At 60.3% G+C, this 17,777-nt stretch carries 16 protein-coding genes; 8 read left to right on the top strand and 8 right to left on the bottom strand.

Going from position 1 to position 17,777, the window contains the following annotated elements; genetic code table 11:
* Positions 1 to 39: 39 nt before the first annotated feature.
* The 4 genes from E4Z66_RS11180 to hisA all read right to left on the bottom strand — a co-directional run bounded on the left by E4Z66_RS11180 (position 40) and on the right by hisA (position 2,253).
* Positions 40 to 345: a phosphoribosyl-ATP diphosphatase gene (locus E4Z66_RS11180; RefSeq protein WP_136463122.1), complete on the bottom strand. Its 306-nt coding sequence runs from the start codon at positions 343 to 345 to the stop codon at positions 40 to 42.
* Entirely contained in the window at positions 342 to 1,103 is a 762-nt protein-coding gene (hisF, locus tag E4Z66_RS11175; RefSeq protein ID WP_136463121.1) for an imidazole glycerol phosphate synthase subunit HisF, read from the bottom strand. The genes E4Z66_RS11180 and hisF overlap by 4 nt, the downstream gene beginning before the upstream one ends.
* Positions 1,104 to 1,201: 98 nt before the next feature.
* Entirely contained in the window at positions 1,202 to 1,537 is a 336-nt protein-coding gene (locus E4Z66_RS11170) for a hypothetical protein (protein ID WP_136463120.1), read from the bottom strand.
* On the bottom strand, positions 1,537 to 2,253 hold the full coding sequence (hisA, locus tag E4Z66_RS11165; RefSeq protein WP_136463119.1) for a 1-(5-phosphoribosyl)-5-[(5-phosphoribosylamino)methylideneamino]imidazole-4-carboxamide isomerase: 717 nt from the start codon (positions 2,251 to 2,253) through the stop codon (positions 1,537 to 1,539). Before hisA ends, E4Z66_RS11170 begins: the two co-directional genes overlap by 1 nt.
* 128 nt (positions 2,254 to 2,381) lie before the next feature.
* Here hisA and E4Z66_RS11160 point away from each other — a divergent pair, with 128 nt between their 5' ends.
* Positions 2,382 to 2,762 (top strand): DUF2147 domain-containing protein, encoded by a 381-nt coding sequence (locus E4Z66_RS11160; protein WP_136463118.1) that lies wholly within the window; start codon positions 2,382 to 2,384, stop codon positions 2,760 to 2,762.
* 72 nt (positions 2,763 to 2,834) lie between these two features.
* On the opposite strand, the gene hisH is transcribed toward E4Z66_RS11160, so the two are convergent.
* Together hisH and E4Z66_RS11150 are read right to left on the bottom strand one after the other, a co-directional pair.
* Complete coding sequence (gene hisH, locus E4Z66_RS11155) at positions 2,835 to 3,464, bottom strand: imidazole glycerol phosphate synthase subunit HisH (RefSeq protein WP_136463117.1); 630 nt, start codon at positions 3,462 to 3,464, stop codon at positions 2,835 to 2,837.
* Positions 3,465 to 3,531: 67 nt separating this feature from the next.
* Positions 3,532 to 4,116, bottom strand: a complete 585-nt coding sequence (locus E4Z66_RS11150) for a TetR/AcrR family transcriptional regulator (protein ID WP_136463116.1) — start codon at positions 4,114 to 4,116, stop codon at positions 3,532 to 3,534.
* Positions 4,117 to 4,214: 98 nt separating this feature from the next.
* On the opposite strand from E4Z66_RS11150, the gene E4Z66_RS11145 reads away from it, so the two are divergent.
* Positions 4,215 to 5,438 (top strand): multidrug effflux MFS transporter, encoded by a 1,224-nt coding sequence (locus E4Z66_RS11145; protein ID WP_136463115.1) that lies wholly within the window; start codon positions 4,215 to 4,217, stop codon positions 5,436 to 5,438.
* Between the two features lie 75 nt (positions 5,439 to 5,513).
* Here E4Z66_RS11145 and hisB read toward each other — a convergent pair whose 3' ends face one another.
* Positions 5,514 to 6,101 (bottom strand): imidazoleglycerol-phosphate dehydratase HisB, encoded by a 588-nt coding sequence (hisB, locus tag E4Z66_RS11140; RefSeq protein ID WP_136463114.1) that lies wholly within the window; start codon positions 6,099 to 6,101, stop codon positions 5,514 to 5,516.
* A gap of 124 nt (positions 6,102 to 6,225) precedes the next feature.
* On the opposite strand from hisB, the gene E4Z66_RS11135 reads away from it, so the two are divergent.
* A complete protein-coding gene (locus tag E4Z66_RS11135; RefSeq protein ID WP_136463113.1) occupies positions 6,226 to 6,465 on the top strand; it encodes an Lrp/AsnC family transcriptional regulator in 240 nt (79 codons plus the stop codon).
* A 106-nt stretch (positions 6,466 to 6,571) separates the two neighbouring features.
* A complete protein-coding gene (locus tag E4Z66_RS11130; RefSeq protein WP_136463112.1) occupies positions 6,572 to 6,910 on the top strand; it encodes a hypothetical protein in 339 nt (112 codons plus the stop codon).
* Between the two features lie 2 nt (positions 6,911 to 6,912).
* Here the strand turns inward: E4Z66_RS11130 and E4Z66_RS11125 are convergent, their stop codons facing one another.
* Complete coding sequence (locus E4Z66_RS11125; protein ID WP_136463111.1) at positions 6,913 to 7,686, bottom strand: SDR family oxidoreductase; 774 nt, start codon at positions 7,684 to 7,686, stop codon at positions 6,913 to 6,915.
* 205 nt (positions 7,687 to 7,891) lie between these two features.
* Here E4Z66_RS11125 and E4Z66_RS19940 point away from each other — a divergent pair, with 205 nt between their 5' ends.
* From E4Z66_RS19940 to E4Z66_RS11105, 4 genes are all read left to right on the top strand, one after another.
* Positions 7,892 to 10,495, top strand: a complete 2,604-nt coding sequence (locus E4Z66_RS19940; protein ID WP_136463110.1) for a pre-peptidase C-terminal domain-containing protein — start codon at positions 7,892 to 7,894, stop codon at positions 10,493 to 10,495.
* Between the two features lie 163 nt (positions 10,496 to 10,658).
* A complete protein-coding gene (locus E4Z66_RS11115; protein WP_136463109.1) occupies positions 10,659 to 13,217 on the top strand; it encodes an ATP-binding protein in 2,559 nt (852 codons plus the stop codon).
* A gap of 173 nt (positions 13,218 to 13,390) precedes the next feature.
* A complete protein-coding gene (locus E4Z66_RS11110; protein WP_168797783.1) occupies positions 13,391 to 16,840 on the top strand; it encodes a CheR family methyltransferase in 3,450 nt (1,149 codons plus the stop codon).
* Positions 16,833 to 17,210: a response regulator gene (locus E4Z66_RS11105; RefSeq protein ID WP_136463107.1), complete on the top strand. Its 378-nt coding sequence runs from the start codon at positions 16,833 to 16,835 to the stop codon at positions 17,208 to 17,210. The genes E4Z66_RS11110 and E4Z66_RS11105 overlap by 8 nt, the downstream gene beginning before the upstream one ends.
* Positions 17,211 to 17,777: the final 567 nt, after the last annotated feature.

Raw genomic sequence — 17,777 nt, 5'->3', positions numbered from 1 at the left:
TTGCACGGCAAAGTCGCGCCCCGTGCGGGGGATGCCGTGTTAACGGGCGGCCTTTTCCGCGATGCCAGAGGTGCCCTGACGGCGCGCAAGTTCGGCCAGAACGTCGCTCAGCGCCACATCGCGGGCGGCCAGCATCACCAAGAGGTGATAGAGCACATCAGCCGCCTCGGAGGTCAGGCGTTTTTGGTCGCCCTTCACCGCTTCGATGATGGCTTCAACAGCCTCTTCCCCGAACTTCTCAGCGCATTTTTCCGGCCCCTTGGCAAGCAGCTTGGCCGTCCAGGACGTCTCCGGGTCCGCGCCTTTGCGTGCTTCGATCGTGGCGAAAAGGTCGTCGAGAGTCATGCGGTCCTCATCGGAATGCCAGCGGCGGCCATATGCGCCTTGGCTTCGGCGATGGTGTAGGTGCCGAAATGGAAGATGGATGCCGCAAGCACGGCAGAGGCCTTGCCTTCGGTCACGCCTTCGACCAGGTGGTCAAGCGTGCCGACACCGCCAGAGGCGATCACGGGAATGCTCACGGCCTCGGAAATCGCGCGTGTGAGGGGCAGGTTGAACCCCGCCTTGGTGCCGTCCCGGTCCATGGAGGTCAGCAGGATTTCCCCGGCCCCCTGCGCGGCGGCAGTGCGGGCAAATTCGACAGCGTCGATGCCGGTGGGCTTGCGGCCGCCATGGGTAAAGATTTCCCATTTGCCGGGCGCAACGGTCTTGGCGTCGATGGCGCAGACGATGCATTGGCTGCCAAATTGGTCGGCCGCGCGGCGCAGCACCGTGGGATCGGCCACGGCAGCCGAGTTGAAGCTGACCTTGTCCGCCCCGGCAAGCAGCAGATCGCGCACATCCTGCGGGGTGCGCATGCCGCCGCCGACGGTCAGCGGGATAAAGCAATGTTCTGCCGTGCGGCGCACCAGATCATACATCGTGCCGCGGTTTTCATGGGTGGCGTGGATGTCGAGGAAGCACAGCTCATCCGCGCCAGCGGCGTCATAGGCCTTGGCGGCTTCCACGGGATCGCCCGCGTCGATGAGGTCCACGAAATTGACGCCCTTGACCACTCGGCCATCGGCAACGTCGAGACAGGGGATGATGCGGGTTTTTAACATGGTGACGGTTTAGGGCGGTTTCTTCTGCGAGGGAAGGGAGATTAAGACAGTGTTGCTGGCCCGATGAAGCGACGGGCAGGCCGGCGGACAGGCACCGATCAGCGCCGCGCTTTGATTTGTACCATTTCCAGCAGCGACGCGGCCAGCAGCAAGGCGGGGCCAACGAACGGATAGGCGATAACACTTAGCACAAGCGGCGTCTCCAACGCGCGGCCAAGGTCATGGACCCAAGCCGGTGAGCACTTGCCAAGGCCTTTGAGCAGGCTGCCGCCCGAACAGGCGCCTTCGATCATCGCCGCGACGACGAAACAGGTCAGAAAGACCGCTGCGCCCCATCGCAGAATGCGCCGGGCCAGGCGGCTTTGGCAGAGGAAGGAAACAAGGAAGGCAACGACGCAAGGGGCCGCAAGATATAACAGAAACTCAACCCCCATCAGGCCAGAGCAGCCAGCGCCTGTTTCAGATCGATTGCCCCATCATAAAGCGCACGGCCCGAGATCGCCCCGGAAATCACCCCGGTCGCTTTCAATGCCTTGAGATCATCAAGCGAGGATACCCCGCCAGAGGCGATGACCGGAATCGACACGGCGCGGGCCAGCGCTTCGGTCGCTTCGACATTCGGCCCGCCCATCGCGCCATCGCGGTTGATGTCGGTATAGATGATCGCGGCCACTCCGGCGTCCTCGAAGGATTTGGCCAGGTCGGTTGCGTTCACGTCGGTTTCTGTCGCCCAGCCTTTCGTCGCGACCATGCCGCCGCGCGCGTCGATACCCACCGCGACGTGGCCGGGAAAGGCCTTGGCGGCCTCGCGCACCAGATCGGGGTTTTCGACGGCAACCGTGCCAAGGATCACGCGCTGCAACCCCTTGGACAGCCATGCTTCGATCGTGACCATATCGCGGATGCCGCCGCCCAGTTGCGCGGGCACGTTTGTCGATTTCAGGATCGCCTCGACCGGGGCGGCGTTCACAGGCTCCCCCGCGAAAGCGCCGTTCAGGTCAACCAGGTGGAGCCATTCGCAGCCCGCGTTCACAAATTCCATAGCCTGTGCGGCAGGGTCGTCGTTGAACACGGTGGAGCGGTCCATGTCGCCATGCACAAGGCGCACGGCTTGCCCGTCTTTCAGGTCGATAGCGGGGTAGAGGATCATGGCGCGGCTCCCTGTGCTGATGCAGGCGCGATTTGGCACGGGGCGCGGGGCGATGCAAGTGGACGCAAGGTCAGCCTTGCCCGCTGCGCAGGGGGCGGGGCAGGGTGCCCATACGGGAGGAAAATACCATGAAAAAGACGCTTTTTGCCACGGCGACATTGGTGACGGCACTGTCTTCTGCGGCCATCGCGGAACCGGCCGCGGGCCGTTGGAAGACCGAAACCGGCGAGACCGGCGGATACCTGCATGTGGATATCGCGCCTTGCGGGGCCAAGCTGTGCGGCACGATAGCGAAGGTGGTCGGCAATGCCAATACCTCGATCGTGGGGCGGCAGATGATCACGGGCATGTCCCCGAAGGGCGGCGGCAAGTATTCCGGCGGCAAGATCTGGGCACCGGATGTGGACAAGACCTATCGGTCCAAGATGCAATTGTCCGGAAATACGCTCAAGGTATCGGGCTGTGTCGGTCCGATCTGCCGCAGCCAGAACTGGACACGCTTGCAGTAACAGGGGGCCGGCCCGGCGCGCTTGATCCGTGCCGGGTCCGTCTGCCGTACCGGGTCCGTCTGCCGCGCGGGGTTACGGACGCCAGCGCAGGAAGTTGGCGATCATCTGCAACCCCTTGTCAGCGCTCTTTTCCGGGTGGAACTGGGTACCGACCATGTTGTCTTTGGAGACAATCGCCGTGACATCGCCGCCGTACTCCACATGTGCCAACCGTTGCGCAGGGTCGGTCATCTGCATCTGGTAGGAATGTACGAAATAGGCGTGATCGCCGGTTTGCAGCCCGTCCAGAACCGGGTGAGGCCGTTCGATCACCAGATCGTTCCAGCCCATATGCGGGATTTTCAGGCCGGGCGCCGTGATGCGGTGGACCTCGCCATCGATCCAGCCAAGTCCGGGCGTATCCTCATATTCGTGACCGATCCGCGCCATAAGCTGCATGCCGACGCAAATCCCAAGGAAGGGGCGGGCGCGGGTCTCGACCGCTTCGATCACTGCGTCGAACACGCCAGAGCCGCGCAGGGCATTCATACAGGACGGGAAGGCCCCGTCGCCGGGCAGGACGATGTGATCGGCGCGCGCCACGGTCTGCGGATCATCGGTGACGACCACCTCGATGCCGCCGATTTCGGCAGCCATTTTCTGGAACGCCTTTTCCGCCGAATGCAAGTTGCCGCTTTCGTAGTCGATGATGGCTGTCAGCATGGCGGTCTCCTTTCCAAATCCCCCGCGAGGTCGCGCGAAACGCCGCGCGCGTCAAGAGGGATCGGTGTCAGGCTGCGCCGCGGAAGGCGTCCTCTACCAGCGCGGCGGCGAAATCGTCGTCCAGCGGAAGGTCCAGCAGCAGCCTGTACCAGAAGGCACCGTGGATCATGGCCGAGATCAGCGCCGGGTCACGATCCTGTGCGATTTCGCCACGCGCCTGCGCATCCCGCAACACATCGACCACGATCAGATCACGCGGTTCAACGAAACGGTCGTACAGCACCGCCCGAAACGCGGGATCGGACTGCGCCTGCGAGATAAAGATCCGCAGCAGATCGGCATCCTTGCGCACATGGTGAAAGACCTCGCGCATATAGGTTGTCAGGACGGCGCGGCGCGGTCCGGGCTGAGACAGGTCCGGGATGGCGACCTGCATGTCGGCCAGTTCGAACAGCGCATCAAGCAGCAATTCCGCCTTGGTGGACCACCGATTGTAAAGCGTCTGGCGGGACACGCCGGCGGCTTTGATGATTGCGGCAATGCTCACGCCGTAACCTTGTTCGCGCACCAGCCGCAGTGCTTCTCGTTTCAGGGCATCGCTGGCCTCTGCGTTGCGCGGACGGCCCGCCGCCTGTGTGGTTTCCTGCGTCATGCGTTGCTTGCAACCCTGCTACCCGAATTCAGACCTTCATTATTAGACTGCGGTCTATTAATTGTTCTGCAGTCAAATGTGAACAGGACGATACCACTATGCCGATCTCTCCTCAAACGAGGCTGCATGCAGCCTTCATCATCATCGTGCTGGCGCTGTTGTCCGTGTTCCCGCCGCTGGCGACGGATATGTACCTTCCAGCGATCGGGCAGGTGGCCGAAGCGATGGATGCGCCGCATTCTGCGGCAGAGCTGTCTTTGTCGGTCTTCTTTCTGGGCCTGTGTCTTGGGCAGTTCATCGTCGGCCCCTTGTCCGATGCCTTTGGACGAAAGCTGCCCTTGGTGGGCGGCACGCTGCTGTTTACGCTGACGTCAATTGGTCTGCTGATGGTCGATGACATCGTGTCCTTCAACGTGCTGCGCTTCTTGCAGGCGATTGGCGCATGTACCGGCATGGCCGTAGGGCGCGCCATCGTGACCGATCTGTATCAGGGCAGGGCAGTGGCCAAGGTCATGACCCTTCTGGTGACGTTGATGACCATCGGGCCGATCATCTCGCCGTTTCTGGGCAGCGTTCTGCTGACCGCGCTTGGCTGGCGGTCCATCTTCGTGACGCTGATCATCGTGGGCGTGACGGCGCTGGTCCTGACGTTGATCGTCATCCCCGAGACCTTGCCGCAGGAAAACCGCCGACCGGGCGCTTTCAGCAACGCGCTGGGCCATTTCAAAACCCTTGCCACCCGCCGCCGCTTCATCGTGCCGGCGCTTGTGACCGCCTTTATTCAGGCGCCGATCTTTGCCTTCATCACCGGATCCTCGGGTGTCTTCATCGGTGGCTTCGGTATGTCGGCATCCAGCTATGGGGTGCTTTTCGGGGTGGTCGCCTCTGCCCTGGTGATCTTTGCGCAGATCAATAACCAACTGCTGAACCACTTCAGCCCGGCGCAAATCCTGTCGGCAGGTCTGCCGGTCTTTGCAGGACTGGCTGCGGTGCTGCTGACCGTGTCAGGCACCCAACAGGCGTGGGTTCTGGTCGCAGCGCTGTGGTGCGTCCTGGGCATGGTCGGATTGCTGAGTGCCAATGGCATGGCCATCGCCATGGCCGGTAGCCCGGAGGCGGCGGGTCTAGGCTCTGCCGGGTTGGGATCGCTGCAATTCGCGGTCGCCTTCTGCATGTCCAGCCTTGTCGCCCTGATGGGAACCGCAACGGCCGTGCCTATGGCCGCCGCGATGCTGACAGTATCTTTGGTCGCGACAGGGCTGTGGCACGGCTTCTTCCGCCGCGCCGCTTCTGAACAGACCGCGCAAGAGGCCGCGAGCTGACCGAAATCACGACGGGACTCGTGCCGGGACGGGGCTTTCCCCGCCTCGGCACCGTTTCGCAAAGATGCATGCGTCTTAGAGCGCGCCCTTGGTCGATGGGATCGCATCGGCCTTGCGCGGGTCGGTTTCGACCGCTTCGCGCAGCGCGCGGGCCACGGATTTGAACGCGGCCTCCGCGATGTGGTGCGAATTCACCCCGTGCAGCATGTCCACATGCAGCGTGATGCCGCCATGGGTCGCCAGCGCCTGAAAGAACTCGCGCACCAGTTCGGTGTCGAATGTGCCGATCTTCGCGGTGGGCAGATCGACATTCCAGACAAGGAAGGGACGCGCCGACAAGTCCAGCGCCGTACGCACAAGCGCGTCATCCATCGGCAGCAGACACGATCCGTAACGGCGGATGCCCGTCTTGTCGCCAAGCGCCTTGGCCAGAGCCTGCCCGATCGCGATGCCGACATCCTCTACCGTGTGGTGGTCGTCGATATGCAGATCGCCCGTCGCCCGAACCGTCATGTCGATCAGCGCATGGCGGGCAAGCTGGTCCAGCATGTGATCGAAGAAACCTACACCGGTCTTCATGTCATACTGCCCGGTCCCGTCGAGGTTCACTTCGACGGAAATATCGGTTTCGGCAGTCTTGCGGGTGATCTTGGCGGTCCGCATCGGCTTTTCCCTTGTGTTGCCGCGCCCTTATAGGCGGCACACCGAACCGGGCCAAGAGGGGCAAATCACCGATTGCGGCCAGCGTGGCGCTTGTGCCAGTGTCGCCCGCAAGAGGAGCCATCCCATGACCACATGCGTGTTTATCCAAATCCGATGCAAGCCCGGCACGACCTACAAGGTGGCCGAGGAAATCGCCCTGCGGGAAATCCATTCCGAACTGTATTCGACATCGGGCGAATATGACCTGCTGATGAAGGTCTACATCCCCGAAACCGAGGATGTCGGTCATTACATCAATGACAAGCTGCTGGATATCAGCGGCATCGAACGGTCTTTGACGACGATGACGTTCAAGGCGTTCTAAGGCGGGCGCCGTGCCCCGCAATGACCATGGCGATGCCGGGCGGCTGCCCCATTTTCGCCATGGGTGCTTGGCAAAACCAAAGTGTAACGAGTGAGAGGGTTACACGATGCGTAAATTCACACTTCTGGCGGCGCTGAGCCTTGCCTTGACCGCTGGAACGGCTGACGCCCGCAAGACATATTCCGGAACCGAAGCTGCCGCGTTGCGCTGCGCCGCGATCCTGTCGGTTGTGCCGACGGCCGCGTCCAAGGTCGGCCTGATTTCGCAAAAAGACGTTTCGCTCTTTCACCTGATGTCCGGGCTGATCCTGACCAAGTATGTCAGCGGGAACGAGCGCCAGAAGGCCAATGCCTTCAAGACAGTCACGCAGCGCTACTCCTCGCAGGAGCATGTGCGCGACTTCCAGACCAAGGCAAAGACCTGCCTGCGTCAGTTCCCGATCTGAGCTTAACCCGCCAGCGGCAAACCGATTGCCTTGCGCGCCTCATCCGCGCGCAGCGACAAATCCGTCCCGCGGTAATCGTCGGCCTGTGCCGTCGTCATCCATGCAATCGCCTGCGCGACCCATTCCGGCGGGATATGCACATTCGGGTCAAGCTGGCTTACCGGGTTGATGCCCGACGCCTTGATCTGAACCTGCATCTCCGTTGCCACCGTACCGGGAGACAGCCCCATGACGCGGATGCCCTTGTCGCGATATTCCACATCGGTGCACTTGGTCAGCGACAGAACCGCCGCCTTGGTCGCGCAATAATGGCTCCAGCCTTCCAAAGCGCCCGTCGCGGCCCCGGACGAGATGTTGATGATCGTGCCGCCGGCAGCTTGCGACAGCATGTGGGGCAGGGCAAAGCGGATGCCGTAATAGACGCCCTTGAGGTTCACATCGACCACATGCCCCCACGCTTCGGGGTCGCTCTCGTCGATGCGGGCGATCGGGTCGATAAGCCCCGCATTGTTCACCAGAAGATCGATCTGCCCCGACCAGCTTTTGGTCTTTTCGATCAACGCTTCGACCGACGCTTGAGCGCCCACATCGCACCCCACGGCAAGCGCTTTTCCGCCCGCGGATGTGATCTCTTCTGCAAGGGTCGAAATCGCCCCCTCAGAGCGCGCCGCCAGAACGACATGCGCGCCGAGTTCTGCCAGATGCCGCGCCGTCGCGGCACCGATGCCACGCGAAGCGCCTGTGATAATTGCGGTTTTTCCTGTCAAATCAGCCATGTGCGAATCTCCTGTCTGAGCAAGACCTACAGCGGCCAGCACGGAAGGAAAACGCCGATGCGTCGGCAACAAGCCGCGCTGACCGGGCGGGATTTTGCCCAAGCGGATCTCCGGATTGGCGTCGATTGCCACGATGCGTTGAACTATTTCGGCAACGTGGTAAACGGATTTCCTAGGTTGGTGGGCGTCAGGGTGTGAGCGCGATATGTGTTTGATTTGCGGATTTTCTCCCTCATGCGATTGGTCTGTCCCCCAGTCGGACGTCACACTCGGCGCGGCGAACGGGCCTACGGAGGGCGATGACGCGGCATTTGCGGCAGAGCTTGGCGAAAGCCGGATCGACGCGGCTGGCGATACCTCTACCGACTATGCGATTTCAGGCGACAGCGGCGATACGTTCGAAGGGTTCATCGGCGATGGCGATGTGGACTTCATCGAAGTCACGCTGACCGGCGGCAATGATTACGAATTCGGCGTGACAGGGGATGGCACCGGCGAATTGGCCGATCCGCTCCTCAAGCTATACGACGCCGATGGAAACCTGCTGGACGAAAACGACGATTTCGCGCCGGGTTCCACGGCAGCGGGTCTGGTATTCTCGGCCGTCGATACGGGCAGCTATTTTGTCAGCGTCGAGGCCGCCGATGACGGTGTTGGGGGCTATGCGCTCGTGGCGACGCGCGATGCGTCTGACACGCTGGCCAACGCGACAAGTCTTGGCCGCTTCGGCGTCATCCTGTCTGTCTTGTCGCAAAGTGACGTGGATACATACCGGATCGACGGCTATTCCACCGCCTTCGAATATACGATCGGGGCCTACGGGGTCGGCAGCGCCGGGGCGGAACTGCCCATCCTGACCGTCATGGACGAGGCAGGCACGGTGATCGGCACGAATGAAAGCGGGGGCAGCGTGCAAAGCGCCTTCGTCGATGTCGATCCGGAGGTGAACGGGGCCTATTACGTGCAGGTCACGATGCCCACCGGCGCCGAAGGCGGCGTCTATGAGATCCGGTCCCTTGCAGAGCCGCAATCCAATCTGAGTTCCAACTGGTTCGTCGAACCCGAATACTACTATCCCTTTGCGCTGGGCATGGGCGATATCGACGTGCTGTTCGTCGACCTTGAGGCTGGCAACACCTATGGGGTCGAAGCCTTTTCGCGCACCTATGGTGAGGCGGATACTTTCCTGCGCCTGCGCGACGACGCTGGCAACCTGATCGCGGATAATGATGACGAAAGCGCGGACAGTTCCAACGCCTATGTCAGCTTCACGGCCGAGTATTCCGGGCGCTATTACATCGAAATGAGCTTGGCCGCCGGGTCCGAGGAAGGGCTTGTCGGCCTAAGTGTCCAGAACCTGACGACCGCATCGCCGGTGGAGGCGATCACGTGGCAGGATGCGGCGCTTCCAACCGATGACCGGGTCACTGTATTTTTCGCCGCGGCAGGGCAAACCGTCAATGATGTCGGGCAGTTGGTCGTCTCGGACGGGTTCACCCAGGATGAACGGCAAGAGATCATGGCCCTGTTGCGCCATGTGTCCGATTTCGCGGATATCGAGTTCGTTCAAACCTCCGATGCGGGCGCTGCCGATATCCAGATCGCCGTCGCTGACCTTTCGTCCTTTGGCTATTCGGACAACCTGATCGGGCAGGCGCGTCCGGCGGGCAGCACCTTCTATAGCGATGGCGTCGTCTTGCTGGACGATGACTATTGGACCGAAACCGCGCTGGCCCGTGGTGGTTTCATGAACCACGTCATCCTGCACGAGCTGGGCCATGCGATCGGCCTTGCGCATCCGCATGATTACGGTGGTGACAGCCGACCATTTGTGGGCGTGCGTGACGAATCCGACCTTGGGGATTTCGACCTCAATCAGGTGCCGTACACGGCGATGACCTACAATGATTTCTGGGATGGTCTGGGCGATGCGGAGCCCGAAGACCTTGGCAGCGGATTTCTGTGGGGGTTCGGCAGTCTCGATATGATCGCGCTTCAGGACATGTACGGCGCGAATACCGATTACCGCTCAGGCAACACCGATTATGTTCTGGGCGAAGATGACTACCTGATGACGATCTGGGATACGGGCGGGATTGACCGGATCCGCTATGGCGGGAGCGACGACGTCGTGATCGACCTGCGCGCTGCCGAAGGCGACTATTCCGAGATGGGCGGGGGCGGCATTTCCTATGTGGAGGGCGGTCTGAGCGGGTTCGTGATCGCGCGAGATGTTGAACTGGAACGTATTCTGGGCGGCGCCGGCGACGATGTTTTGACCGGCAACGCCGCCGACAACAAAATCGAAGGGCGCAACGGCTCTGATATCCTGCGGGGCGGGGCAGGCGATGATCTTTTGATCGGCGGCCTTGGCTCCGACCAGCTGGAGGGCGATGCGGGCGCGGATATGATCTATGCCGGAAGCGGCCATGACACCGTGTTGGGCGGCGCTGGCGACGACATCCTTTATGGAAACCGCTGGAACGATCTGATCGACGGCGGCGATGGCGATGACACGCTGTATGGCGGCCAGCATGACGACATTCTGATCGGCGGGATGGGCAATGACATTCTGGATGGCGGCACCGGCAATGACGTGTTCAAATTCGGCCATGATGAGGGGACGGACCTGATCGTCGGTTTCGACGAAAGCGATCTGATCGACCTGTCCGGGCTGGGGCTCACCTATGCTGGGCTGTTGATCGACACCAGCTTGGCGGACGCGGAATATGTCATCTTCGGTACGAATGTGCTGACATTCTCGGGCCTGATGGCCGATCTGGATGAAACGGATTTCCTGTTCGTTTAAGCCTGACTGACAGGGCTTCTACGTCAAATTTTTGTAATAAAACCCGCGATCCTGCGTGCCCTTTGACCGGGGCCGCCGAGGCAACAATCATTTTTTAAGGGCATTGAGTGCATGAACAGCGGCGGCTGGTGGACGCCGTTTGTTTAATGGGTAACGGACTCGAATGCTCTCTGCTGTTTTGGAAAGCACCGGTTGGTTCTTCTTGGCGGGGCTCGCGCTGTACTTCGTGCGCGTGTCGCCCCGGCTGAAGAATGAGCGGCGTTGGCAGGGGATTTTGACCGGCCTCATTCTGGGCGTGCTCACGTTCCTCTTCGAGGTCATGTCGCACATCATGTCCCATGCAGAGGTCATGCATCTGCTGGCGTCGGGGCCCTTGATGTTCGCGGGGTTTCTGGGTGGCCCCATTGGCGGGGCAATCGCCACGATATTTGGCGCGCTTTCCATCCTGCCCATCGGTGAAATTACCGATCTATGGCACATCGTTGGCGCGATCGGTTTTGTTTCGACCGGTATTTTTGTTGCCTTCGTGCTGCCGCCGGATAACTGGCCGCATGTGTCACCCGTGCATGTCCTGGCCATGTTTTTCGGCGCGCTGTTCGTGCTGTTCATGCCGGGATTTCTTGGCGGTGCCTTCGACACCGGCCTGCATTCGACCAGCGCGATTTTGGAATATTGCTACACGGTGCTTGGGCTGGGCGTGATCTCGACGGTTTTAATGTGGCAAATCAACAATTTCGCCAATGATCAGGCGCGCGCAGCGCGCAGGGTGCGCGAGCTGTCCGACCGCCTTGTAAGCGCGCAGCAGCTTGCGGGTCTGGGGACGTCGAAATGGATCATCGGGGAGGGCACCATCGCCTTTGATGACGGGATGACCGATCTGTGTGGGCTTGCACGCTCGACGGGCCAAATCCCCTTGTCCGAGATGATGGATCTGCTGCATCCCGACGATCTGGGTCTGGTGATGCACGCGATGGATAAAGCAGCCGATCCGGAGGTTGGGAAAGGGTTTACCGATTTCCGGATTGTTCGGCCATCGGATGGGCAGGTGCGGCATCTCAGGTCGCATTGGCAGAGCCGCCGCGATGCCGAGACGGGCCAGACCTTGGTGACGGCGATCCATATGGACCTGACGCAAATCCGTGAAGCGGAACAGCGGCAGTTGGAAGCGCACAAGTCCTTGAGCCAGCTTGCCTCCAACTTGCCCGGCGCAATCGTGCAAACCTATATGAACGCCGATTGGAATGCAGAACTGCTGTATATCAGCCCCAGATGCGAGGAGATTTGGGGATACTCGGACGCTGAGTTTCATGCTGATAACGAGCTGATATTCAGGGCCCATGATCCGCTTGATGTGCCTGAATTCTATAGCAAGCTGGAAGCCGGTTTCGATACCGGTGCGCCAATCCGCCACCGGTTCAAAATCCGCCATCGCGACGGCAGCCTGCGTTGGGTGGACTTCTTTGGCGATACCCTCGTTTCGGGGGGGCGCAGATTGCTCAATGCGATCGTTCTGGATGTGACCTCGGAGGTCGTGGCGCTGCAGCATGCTGACGAACAACGCGATATTACGCACCGTGCCCAAAAGCTGGAAAGCGTCGGCAAGCTAACCGGCGGCGTTGCGCATGATTTCAACAATCTGCTCGCGATCATTATTGGCAGCTTGGAGGTCATGCGTGATGAAGCCGACCCGGCCCTGCGCAATCAGCGGATCAATGAAGCCATGCAGGCAGCACTGCGCGGCGGGGATCTGACGAAAAACCTGCTCGCATTTGCCCGTCAGGCGCGGTTGGAGCCGGAGGTGATGGACCTCAATCAGTTGGTGGGCGACGCAAAGAACTGGATTGCGCGCACGTTGCCGGAAACGATCCGGGTCGAAACCTCTCTCTTGGATGGGCTTTGGCCGGTGTGCATCGACCGCGGATCACTGCAGACTGCGCTTTTGAACCTGATCGTCAATGCACGTGACGCGATGGATGGGCGTGGTCACCTCACGGTCGAAACCGCGAATATCCGAATGGATGAAGACTATATCGCCGCGCGCCAAGAAGTAATCCCGCCCGGGCGCTATGTCATGCTGGCTGTCACCGACACTGGCACAGGCATTTCCGAAGAAGTGCGCCGCCATATTTTTGAGCCGTTCTACACGTCGAAGCCGCCGGGCGAAGGGACGGGCCTTGGCCTGTCGATGGTCATGGGGTTCATGCAGCAGTCGGGCGGCACCGTCCAAGTCTATTCCGAGCTGGGGGAGGGCACGACCTTCAAGCTCTACTTCCCGGTTGCGGAGGGTGCCGTGGCCGCCGCGTCCGAGACGCGCGAGGATGCGATCCCTGTCGAACCTGCGCCGCCGGGGACGCGAATCCTTGTCGTGGAAGATGACCCGGCAGTTGCCGACACGCTTGTCAGAACGCTGGAACGCGCGGGCCTATCGGTCATTTCCAGCAAGTCTGGTGACGAAGCTCTCAAGGTTTTCCGCAGCATCAAAGGGCTTGATGTGGTGCTGACCGACATCGTGATGCCGGGCACGCTTCAAGGGGCCGATTTGGCCAGCGCGATCCGCCAGGAACAGCCCGATTTCCCGATTGTGTTCCTGTCCGGCTATGCGGATGAGGCCAAAGTACACGGTAAGGGGCTGACCTCTCAGGACATTCGGCTCATGAAACCGGTGCGCCGGGCCGACTTGCTTGAGGCGATTGGAAAGGCCATCAGCCTCAACGCGCTGTAAGGTTACGCCTCCTTGTCCAAACAGCGGGATATTGTATCTTCCGACCAGCATCGTGACGATTGATGATCTGACAACAGTCAACTAAGGGTTGCGTTGCGGTTAAAACCAAGAACAATATGAAGCGAAATAAAAAGTCGAGTTCACAGAGGCTTGACCATGGCAGGAGGTCACAGATGGACGACGGGGACAGGCCGGGGCTTACCTATATCGACCCGGCATTCACATTTCCGGTCGTCGGTATTGGCGCGTCCGCGGGCGGATTGGAAGCCGTCACCAAGATGTTCCAATCGGTGGATTTCGAAACGGGCATGGCCTTCGTTTTGGTGCTCCACCTTGACCCCAACCATGAAAGCCTGATCGTCGAGTTGCTGGCGCGGAAGACACCGCTAAAGGTGCGCCAGATCGAAGATGGCTCCTTTCTGGAACCCGACACGGTCCACGTGATCCCGCCCGGGGCCAGCCTTGAGCTGCAGGATGGCACGTTCCGCCTGACCGAATTCAGCGAACCGCGCGGCCTGCGGCGCCCCATCGACAGCTTCTTCAAGTCGCTCGCAGAGGTGCAGGGCGACCGCGCTGCTGCCGTCGTGCTGTCCGGGACCGGGGCTGATGGATCGGTTGGCATTCGCGCGATCAAGGAACATGGCGGGGTCTGCGTCAGTCAGGACGGCCGGGAATCCGCTTACGATGGGATGCCGCTGTCCGCCCAATCGACAGGCCTGATCGATTTTGTCCTTCCGGCAGAGCAGATCGTCGACCGGGTTTTCCGCTTCTTCAATAATTCGCAAGGCATGCTGTTTCCCGATGACGCGGACGATGCCGAACGTGCGATGTTGCGTCTTTTCGATCTGCTGCGGCAGACCACCGGGCATGACTTTTCGGGGTATAAGCGCTCGACCCTGTTCCGCCGGGTCGAACGACGCATGCAGCTTTTGGAACTCAGTTCCATCGAAGACTACTACGCGCGGATGCAAAGCGATGTAGAGGAATGCCAGACCTTGTGTCAGGACTTCCTTATCAACGTGACTGCCTTCTTCCGCGACCCGGAGGCGTATGATGCCCTGCGGGATAACGTGATCGTCCCGCTAGTGGAAAAAGCGCGCAATTCCGACGAAATCCGGATTTGGGTGCCAGGCTGTTCCAGCGGGCAGGAGGCCTACAGCGTCGCGATGCTGGTGGATGATGTCTGCGAAAAGCTGAACCGACGTCCGCTGGTGCAAATTTTCGGCACCGACATCGACGAGCAAATGATCGGCGTGGCGCGAAATGCGCGGTATCCGACCGCAGTGTTTTCAGAGATCCCGAAGAAGTATCAGGACGCCTATACCGTCGGTCTTGATACCCAGTTCGAAATCGTGCGCAGCATCCGCGACATGGTACGCTTTTCGACCCATAGTCTGATCGCGGATGCGCCGTTTTCCAAGATCGACCTGATCTGCTGCCGGAATTTGCTGATCTATTTCGGCGACGAGGTGCAAAGAGAAGTCCTTCCGCTGTTCCACTTCAGCCTGAAACAGGACGGCTATTTGTTTCTCGGAACGTCCGAGAATGTCTCGCGCCGCGAAGACCTGTTCACCCCGATCATTCGCCGGATGCGGATTTTCCGCCGCACGGATGCGCCGCGCCGCGCCATGCTCAACCTTCCGCTTGGGGATCAGTTCCGGCACAACGGCATCCGCTCTCGGACGATGCCGAAGTCACGGGACTTCCCGCGGCACAAACGGTTGGATGAGAGCAACCTGGAGATATACGAACGCTTCGCGCCGCCTTTCGTGCGGGTCGCGGAAGATGGCCGGATCATCGCATCCTCGGGAGATTTGAGTCTGTATCTTGAATCCCGTCCGGTGTCAGAGCGGGATTTGAGCACGCTGGCAAAGCCGGGCCTGCGGGACATTGTCATTCCCTTCATCTCTGAATGCGTCGAAAGGCGCGAGGAGATGGCGCTGCAGGATATCGACGTGGTGTCGAGCTTCGGAACGCAGAAAGTCGATGTCTTTGCCTATCCGCTGCCCGATGAAAGCGTCGCGCTGATCTTCCACGCGAAGGAGGCGCTGAAAGCCCGAGCCGCAGGCGTCGCCGTGCAACCCGCATCGCGCGACCGGCGCATCCATGAGCTTCAACGCGACCTGAACTTTGCGCGCGAGGAATTGCACAGCAAGGTCGAAGAGATCGAGACCGCGAACGAGGAGTTGAAAAGCTCCAACGAAGAAATGATGTCGATGAACGAAGAGTTGCAATCGGCGAATGAGGAACTTACCACCGCGAATGAGGAACTCAAGAACAAGATCGAAGAGGTGTCTGTCGCCAATGCCGATCTTGAGAACTTCATGCGGTCCTCAGACCTGCCGATGATCGTTCTCGATCGGACGTTCCGTATCCGGCACTTCACCGAGGCCACGGTGCAGGCCATGCCGATCAAGGAAAGCGATCGCGGCCGCTATATCAGCGAGCTGAATTTGCCGCTTAAAGGTCTGAACCTGCGCGAAGCGGCGCAGCAAGTTCTCGACAGCGGGGAGGCGGTCAGCCTGGAAGTCACCTCTGACGACGAACGCCAGTCCTACCTCGCGCAGATCCGCCCCTATATCGGGACCAACGGCCATACCGATGGCGTCACGCTGGTTCTGGTCGACGTCACAGAGATGCATCAGCTGAAAGAGGAACTGCGCATCGAGGCAGAGCTGTTGAACCTCTCGCTGGAGGCGGGGCGCATGGGCCTGGCCGATCTGGATGTCGCCACGGGCACTGTGACGATCAACAACCGTTTCGCGAGCCATATGGGCCTGCCGGAAGATGCGCCGACGGTGACACTGGACAACATGAAGTCGGTGATGAGCCCGCAATTCGTCCCGGTGTTCGAAAGCGCCTTGGACAAGGCGATCAAGCTGGGCGAAAGCTACGAGTTCGATTTCACCGTAAAGCAGGCGGGCAAGCCGTTCCGGTGGATCAGAACCCGCGGAATGCCGCATGAGGACGTCAATGGTGACCTGCACGTGGTTGGTCCGACCCTTGACGTGACCAATGACAAGCTGGCGGTGGAAAACCGCGAGGTGCTGATCGCGGAAATGAGCCACCGGGTGAAGAACCTGTTTGCCGTCATCAGCGCGCTTGTGCAGGCCGCACCGAAGAAGAACCCCGAGACCATCGATTTCGCATCGGCCCTGATTTCGCGCATTGCCGCTTTGGGGGATGCCTATGATCTGGCGCGCAAGCAGGACAATCTGGCCAATGTCGATCTAAAGCTGTTGCTGGACCGGGTGATCGCACCGCACCGCACTGTCCAAAAGTTCGATCTTAAGGGGCCGACTGTAACTCTTGGCTCAGAAGGGCTGACAACGCTCACGCTTCTGTTCCACGAGCTTGCCACCAATGCGCTGAAATACGGTGCGCTGTCGAAAGACGGGGGCAGTCTCAAGGTGGAATGGAGCAAGGACGACAACGGGCGCCTGTCGGTAAATTGGTTGGAAACAGTGCCTGGCTTTGAGCCGCAAGAGGAGCGTGTTGGTTTCGGCAGCAAGCTCATCGATATGGCGATGTTGCAGCTCAAGGCCGAAGTTCATCGCGAGTTTGCCGATACGGGCCTGAAGCTCACATTGGCGTTCGATATGGAAAAGCCTGCGGATGCTTGAAGCCGATCAATGCGTGCCCAATGTTTCGATCCTGATCGTTGAAGATCAGGTCGTCATATCCATGGCGCTCTCCGATGTGCTGACCAGCATCGGCTGCAAGGATGTCGAACTGGCCACCACGGTACAGGATGCCTTTCACAAGGTCGCGTCACGCCCGTTCGATATCGCCGTGCTGGACCTGCGGCTGCCGGATGGCTCGCCCCAGGAATTGGCGGCCATGCTCAAGGAGGCGGGCACTGGGCTGATCTTCCATTCGGGCCATGCGCTGTCCTCCGAACTGCTCAAAGAGTTCCCCGACGCTGTGGTGTGTCGCAAACCATGCCCGCCGCAGACGTTCGTGGATGCGATTCTGGATCTGAAGGCCGATTGAGTCGGCAGAATCGGCCTTGGCCGCCTGTGTCAGCACGAATTTCACGAAATTCTGGCGACGATCCCGACGATTCCGGGAGTAATGGCAGGCCGAAACCCCCGATTCCACAGGGCAGGGGGCGCCAAGCCCGCCTATCCCGCCCCACAATCCCCGCTGACATGCCGCCTGGTTCAAACTGGTTAATGTCGGGGCAGGGGCGAAATCCCCTGATTTTCAAAGGGTTGTTGGGTCGGGCGTAGGGGCCATCACAAAAAAGTCGAATTTTTTGGCTCTTGGATGAAAAAAGGGGTTGCGGGTTTTGGTGGGTATCCGTAAAAGCCCCTTCACCGGCGGCGCTGAGGCGCACGACGGGACGCCAGACGGGGCGGCGGCGCAAGCCGGTGCAGACGAGGCGGAACGATATCAGAGGCAATTGAGGCGGGGCGCGCCAGAGAGTAAAGGGCGCATCCAGTCTTTATTTGGCTCTACGCTATTTGAAATTGATGGTATCTGAAGAGATATGTGGGCGGTTTGGTTCATTTCGATGAACAAACAACTGCATATCGCGCTCTTAGGGTTTCGGCCCGA

This window comes from Aliishimia ponticola (genome assembly GCF_004803475.1).
Lineage (GTDB): Bacteria > Pseudomonadota > Alphaproteobacteria > Rhodobacterales > Rhodobacteraceae > Aliishimia > Aliishimia ponticola.
Note: the sequence above shows the minus strand (reverse complement) of the source record. Positions and strands in the feature narration are given on the sequence as shown.

Excerpts from the sequence above, each read along its gene's own strand:
- E4Z66_RS11170 (WP_136463120.1), bottom strand. The coding sequence starts at position 1,537 with ATGGGGGTTGAGTTTCTGTTATATCTTGCGGCCCCTTGCGTCGTTGCC.
- hisA (WP_136463119.1), bottom strand. The coding sequence starts at position 2,253 with ATGATCCTCTACCCCGCTATCGACCTGAAAGACGGGCAAGCCGTGCGC.
- E4Z66_RS11125 (WP_136463111.1), bottom strand. The coding sequence starts at position 7,686 with ATGGCTGATTTGACAGGAAAAACCGCAATTATCACAGGCGCTTCGCGT.
- E4Z66_RS11150 (WP_136463116.1), bottom strand. The coding sequence starts at position 4,116 with ATGACGCAGGAAACCACACAGGCGGCGGGCCGTCCGCGCAACGCAGAG.
- hisB (WP_136463114.1), bottom strand. The coding sequence starts at position 6,101 with ATGCGGACCGCCAAGATCACCCGCAAGACTGCCGAAACCGATATTTCC.
- hisF (WP_136463121.1), bottom strand. The coding sequence starts at position 1,103 with ATGTTAAAAACCCGCATCATCCCCTGTCTCGACGTTGCCGATGGCCGA.
- E4Z66_RS11135 (WP_136463113.1), top strand. The coding sequence starts at position 6,226 with ATGACCACATGCGTGTTTATCCAAATCCGATGCAAGCCCGGCACGACC.
- E4Z66_RS11130 (WP_136463112.1), top strand. The coding sequence starts at position 6,572 with ATGCGTAAATTCACACTTCTGGCGGCGCTGAGCCTTGCCTTGACCGCT.
- hisH (WP_136463117.1), bottom strand. The coding sequence starts at position 3,464 with ATGCTGACAGCCATCATCGACTACGAAAGCGGCAACTTGCATTCGGCG.
- E4Z66_RS11145 (WP_136463115.1), top strand. The coding sequence starts at position 4,215 with ATGCCGATCTCTCCTCAAACGAGGCTGCATGCAGCCTTCATCATCATC.
- E4Z66_RS19940 (WP_136463110.1), top strand. The coding sequence starts at position 7,892 with ATGTGTTTGATTTGCGGATTTTCTCCCTCATGCGATTGGTCTGTCCCC.
- E4Z66_RS11180 (WP_136463122.1), bottom strand. The coding sequence starts at position 345 with ATGACTCTCGACGACCTTTTCGCCACGATCGAAGCACGCAAAGGCGCG.
- E4Z66_RS11160 (WP_136463118.1), top strand. The coding sequence starts at position 2,382 with ATGAAAAAGACGCTTTTTGCCACGGCGACATTGGTGACGGCACTGTCT.
- E4Z66_RS11105 (WP_136463107.1), top strand. The coding sequence starts at position 16,833 with ATGCTTGAAGCCGATCAATGCGTGCCCAATGTTTCGATCCTGATCGTT.
- E4Z66_RS11110 (WP_168797783.1), top strand. The coding sequence starts at position 13,391 with ATGGACGACGGGGACAGGCCGGGGCTTACCTATATCGACCCGGCATTC.
- E4Z66_RS11115 (WP_136463109.1), top strand. The coding sequence starts at position 10,659 with ATGCTCTCTGCTGTTTTGGAAAGCACCGGTTGGTTCTTCTTGGCGGGG.